Source organism: uncultured Clostridium sp. (genome assembly GCF_937920395.1).
Lineage (GTDB): Bacteria > Bacillota > Clostridia > Clostridiales > Clostridiaceae > Clostridium_AD.
The window spans coordinates 1-4034 of the sequence record NZ_CALEVF010000134.1 but is presented as its reverse complement, the minus strand read 5'-3'; the positions used below and the strand labels follow the sequence as shown (position 1 = coordinate 4034).

The window sequence follows — 4034 nt, the reverse complement described above, 5'->3', positions numbered from 1 at the left end:
ATAAAAACTTCAAATTTTCCATGGTTATGCGCTAATATTACAAATAAAATTACAGGGGAAAGTTTTATTAATAAACCTTACATTGTTAAAACTTTTGATAATGGTTTAAAGGTAGGTATTCTAGGGCTAACAACTAAGTATATTCCTAACTGGGAAAGTGAAGGTACAATTAAGGACTTAGATTTTAAAGATGTAGTAGAGAGTGCAAGTTATTGGCTTGGAATAATGAAAGAGAAGGAAGCTACGGACATAAATATAGTATCATATCATGGTGGGTTTGAAAGAGATGTAGAAACCGGGCAACCCTCTGAAAAGCTAACAGGAGAAAATCAAGGTTATGAATTATGTACTAAAGTGAGTAACATGGATGTGCTTCTAACTGGACATCAACATAGAGTTATAGAAAATTTATTGGTAAATGGTGTTTTAGTTGTGCAACCAGGATACAACGGAAAGTGCATTGGAAAAGTAACTATGGATTTAGTTAAAATAGCTGGCAAATGGTCTGTGAGAAGCAAAAATTCTACAGTTATTGATGCTAATGCAATCGATGTCGATAAAAGAATTTTGAATACTATAAGTCCAATAGAATTAGAAACACAAGCTTGGCTTGATATTCCAATTGGAAATGTAGAAGGGGACATGCTTATCAAAGATCCATTAAAGGCAAGGCTTAAAGATAATGCCTTTGTTGAGTTTATAAATAATGTTCAGATGGATGCAGCAAAGGTTGATATATCCAATACAGCTATTTTTGATAATAAATGTAAGGGTTTCAATTACAATATTACGATGAGAGATATAATATCGAATTACAAATATCCAAATACACTAAAGGTAATTATGATAAAAGGTTCTGATATAAAAGCAGCTCTAGAAAAAACTGCACAATATTTTAGTATAGTTGATGGTGAATTAGAGATAGCAAAGAATGGTAAGTACCTTAGACTTCAACATTATAATTATGATATGTGGGAAGGAATAGATTATGTTATAGACATTACAAAACCTATAAACTTTAGAATTACTAAAATCAATTATAAAAACTCTCCTCTTAACATGGAAGGAGAATATGCTGTAGTAATGAATAATTATAGAGCAGGTGGCGGTGGCAATTATCTAATGTTTAAAGGAAAACTTGTTGTTAAAGACATACCTATAGATATGTCTGAACTAATTGCAAATTACATACTTAAGAGAAAAACAATTAAAGCAATCGTGAATAATAACTGGAAAATTATATACTAGGTACTGTAAAGAAGAGACAAAAAACTTACTAAATGAGAGTATACTCCGAAAATATTTGCTGGGTTATAAATTTGGTGTGATTGTTTTGGAAAAATTAGTAATGTTAATTTAATTGCAATAATATGCATAATAGGTGAGGATGAGAAATTTATGGATAATGAAAAGCAACAATTAAGTGTTGAAGTCGCAAGATTATATTATCAGTCAGATTATAGCCAACAACAAATAGCAGTGCAACTTGGAATATCAAGACCAACTATATCAAGACTTCTTCAATATGCCAAAGAAAAAGGTTATGTTAAAATTAGTATTATTGATCCATTTGCTGATTTGGATAAATTACAATATCAATTAAAAGAAAAATATAAATTAAATGACGTTCGTGTTGTTTTTTCACCTAAGGATGATTATGTATCCAGCAGAGAGTATATTAGTAAAGAAGCAGCAGAATATTTACAAAAAAACATAAAGAATGGAGATATAATTGGTGTAAGTTGGGGAACAACTATGTATGAAGTTGCAAAAAGACTTGTACCACAAAGTGTCAAGGGTGTAGAAGTAGTTCAGTTAAAAGGCGGAATTAGTCACTCAGAAGTAAATACATATGCCTCAGAAACAATTGCCCTTTTTGCTGATGCATTTCAAACAGTGCCAAGATATTTGCCTCTGCCGGTGATTTTCGATAATGCAATTGTAAAACAAATGGTAGAAGAAGATCGGCATATTAAAAGTACTATGGAAATGGGGATTCAAGCTAATGTAGCAATTTTTACAGTTGGTACTGTTCGAGATGGGGCTTTACTTTTTCGATTAGGTTACTTAAATGAAAAAGAAAAAGAGAGTTTAATGCAAAAAAGTGTAGGAGATATTTGTTCACGCTTTTTTGATGAAAATGGTGAAATCTGTGATGAACAAATTAATAATCGTACCATAGGAGTATCCATAGATGCTCTTAAACTAAAAGAAAAATCTATTTTAGTTGCTGGTGGTAAACTGAAGGTAAAGGCAATTAGAGGGGCATTAAAAGCTAAAAGTGCTAATATACTTATTACGGACCAATATACTGCAAAGAGACTTTTAGAATAGCATTTGAACATAATTTCATGAATAGCTTTACAAACGTTCAAAAATGCCTTATTATAAAATTATAATAAGATTTTAAAAGGAGGGTTATAATTAATATGGAATATACAAATTTAATTTCTAAGGCTTTAGAGGCAAGAGAAAATGCTTATGTCCCTTACTCTAATTTCAAAGTTGGTGCAGCTGTTTTAACTCACGATGGAAAGATATATTCAGGGTGTAATATAGAAAATGCATCTTACGGTGCAACTAATTGTGCTGAAAGAACGGCAATATTTAAGGCAGTATCTGAAGGTTACAAAAATATTAAAGCTATTGCTATAGTTGGAGTCCCAAATGACTATACATACCCTTGTGGTATTTGTAGGCAAGTAATACAAGAATTTGCAACTGATGATACTAAGATAATCTTAGGTAAAAATGAAAATGAATATTTAGTTAAAACAATAGAAGAAATTTTACCAGGAGCTTTCTCTAAAAAAGATTTAGAAAGGTAAAAAAAAATATTATACACTTTTAATATTAACAGTACTTAAAAGCATGTTTTTGTAATTGTTTAATCAAAACAATTACACAAAATATGCTTTTAGTTTTAAAACTTATTTATTACGGTTTTTAACTATTAAACCTAAATATAAAATATAACAATATATGCATACTAATTACAAAATGCCGTTAAGTAAATCTATTGAACAAAATTTCACTTTGCTATTTACAAATGTGCAAGTATGCCTTATTATAAAAGTATAATAAAGATAAAAAGGAGATATATAATGAATATTGCTACGATAATTGATCATACCGAACTTAAACCAGATGCAACAAAAGGACAAATTTTACAATTAATAAAAGAAGCCAAAGAAAATAAATTCGCGTCAGTTTGTGTTAATCCAAGATGGGTTAAAGAGGCGAGTCAGGAGTTATTAAATAGTGGAGTAAGCGTATGTGTTGTTATCGGTTTTCCACTAGGTGCAAATACAACTGAAACAAAAGCATTTGAAGCAAAGGATGCTATTAAAAATGGTGCAACAGAAGTTGACATGGTTATTAGCATTGGTGAACTAAAGGATAAAAATTATGCTTACGTTGAGCAAGATATTAAAGCGGTTGTTGCTGCTGCAAAAGGAAAAGCTTTAGTGAAAGTAATTATTGAAACCTGTCTTTTAACGAATGGTGAAAAAATAAAGGCTTGTGAGCTCGCTAAAAAAGCCGGAGCAGACTTTGTAAAAACATCAACAGGATTTTCAAAAGGTGGAGCAACTGTTGAAGATGTTACATTAATGCGTGAAACAGTTGGTACAGAAATGGGTGTTAAAGCTTCTGGTGGTATTCATACTAAAGAAGAGGCTACAAAGATGATTGAAGCTGGTGCAACTCGTATAGGTACAAGCTCTGGTATTGATATCATTTCTTAGCTGAAATGATAATACTCAATTTAATTGTACTAAATGTAATCGTTATATAACGAAAGATTAAACTTATACTATTTAAGGAGGAGCATCAAAATGAAATATGTCATTGGAATTATCGGTTTAATTGTTGTCTTAGGGCTTGCATGGATTACTAGTACTGATAAAAAGAAGGTGAAATATCGGCCTGTCGTAGTTATGGTTATTTTACAATTCATACTTGGATTTGTCTTGCTAAATACTGGTGCTGGTAATTTTGTAGTAGGAGGAATAGCAAATGGTTTTGAAATGCTA

5 protein-coding genes are annotated in these 4034 nt (G+C 30.8%); all 5 read left to right on the top strand.

The genetic code is table 11. The annotated features are described in order from the left end of the window. Positions 1–1248 (top strand): bifunctional UDP-sugar hydrolase/5'-nucleotidase (locus tag Q0649_RS10025; protein ID WP_298841014.1); only part of this gene is annotated, 1248 nt, incomplete at its 5' end. 150 nt (positions 1249–1398) lie between these two features. Further along, the gene (locus Q0649_RS10020; RefSeq protein ID WP_298841011.1) at positions 1399–2334 is read left to right on the top strand and encodes a sugar-binding transcriptional regulator; all 936 of its coding nucleotides are present in this window, start codon (positions 1399–1401) and stop codon (positions 2332–2334) included. 95 nt (positions 2335–2429) lie between these two features. After that, on the top strand, positions 2430–2828 hold the full coding sequence (locus Q0649_RS10015; protein WP_298841009.1) for a cytidine deaminase: 399 nt from the start codon (positions 2430–2432) through the stop codon (positions 2826–2828). Positions 2829–3104: 276 nt separating this feature from the next. Continuing rightward, complete coding sequence (deoC, locus tag Q0649_RS10010) at positions 3105–3746, top strand: deoxyribose-phosphate aldolase (protein WP_298841007.1); 642 nt, start codon at positions 3105–3107, stop codon at positions 3744–3746. Positions 3747–3836: 90 nt separating this feature from the next. Then, the coding region (locus Q0649_RS10005) for a Na+ dependent nucleoside transporter N-terminal domain-containing protein (RefSeq protein WP_298841005.1) at positions 3837–4034 on the top strand (198 nt) is incomplete at its 3' end.